Here is a 1,137-nt window from a genome sequence, read left to right as displayed (position 1 = left end):
GCTCGTCGCCGATTCGGATCGCATCCTCGCCGACGCGCTCACCCCGCAGGCCGCGGTCCTGCTCGCGACGATGGCCACCGCACGGTCCGGTCCGTGGCATCGGCCGCGTCCCCGGTGGTCGGGGTGGCCGGTGACCGCTCCCCCGGCCCCGCAGATCCGGGCCACCCAGCGCTCACCACCGGGCGGTGCGAGCCCACCGGGGCGGTGGCTGGGATGCGAACTCGAACACCCGCGGTGAGACGCCCGGATCGAGAACAACACCGGAAACGATCGCGAAGAAAAGGGGGGTGAGAAAGCACCACAACGAAATGCACGTGTGAGTACCCGCAACGAGATGCACGAAAGGGGTTCGACCGCCGCCGCGCCTCCGTCACCTGTCCACTGTACGGACACGGCACGGCGAACCCCTGGTACACGGCACCGATCCGGGGCCGCCGACCCACCGACGGGACACACCGGCGCCACCACACCCCAGCGATGGTGTTCGGGCGCACCGCCATTGACGATGGAACCCTTTTCGAATTCGGCGGCGGCCGCCCCGGATCCGGAACCCGCCACGCACACGAAAACCACTCCCGCGACGAACCACCGCACCCGGTGACCCGGACGCGTACCCGAACGGGCGGCGGGGGCCGCCGCACGCACGCGGTCTCGCGCGAAACGGCAAGGTGGTGTCGAACACTGCGGGCCCGGTCCCCACGCGTCGGAGCGCGGCGACCACACAGATGCGGGGGGCGAAGCGGGACGAGGAAGGGTGACGATGAGCGTCGACCGAGATCCGTACCGGGTGCTGGGACTGACCCCCGCGGCCACCCAGCATGAGATCACCCGCGCCTACCGGCGTCTGCTCCGCCGACACCACCCCGACACCCGCGGACCGGGACCCCACGACCCCGGTGCCGAAGAACACCTGCAACAGATCCTCGCCGCCTACACCCTGCTGCGCGACCCGGTCCGCCTCGCCACCCACGACCACACCGACCTCCTCCGGGGCGCCGACCCCGACCGGCAGCGGCGGGCCCCGCCCTCACCGGCACCCGACCCACCCCGGATTCGCGTGCGGATCGTGCCGCGTCCCGCGGCCCGCCGCATGTTCGGCGTCACCGTGCGGATCGGCCCGGTGCACTGGCACCACTG

At 72.1% G+C, this 1,137-nt stretch carries 1 protein-coding gene and 1 pseudogene; both read left to right on the top strand.

Features of this window, described 5'->3' with window-relative positions; genetic code table 11:
* Nucleotides 1–238: pseudogene (locus ACFTZB_RS45775) on the top strand (hypothetical protein); the annotation flags it as partial.
* 522 nt (nucleotides 239–760) lie between these two features.
* On the top strand, nucleotides 761–1,137 hold a 377-nt coding region (locus tag ACFTZB_RS45770), incomplete at its 3' end, for a J domain-containing protein (protein ID WP_378442645.1).

Source organism: Rhodococcus sp. NPDC057014 (assembly GCF_042673295.1).
In the GTDB taxonomy this organism is placed as follows: domain Bacteria; phylum Actinomycetota; class Actinomycetes; order Mycobacteriales; family Mycobacteriaceae; genus Rhodococcus_F.
Note: the sequence above shows the minus strand (reverse complement) of the source record. Positions and strands in the feature narration are given on the sequence as shown.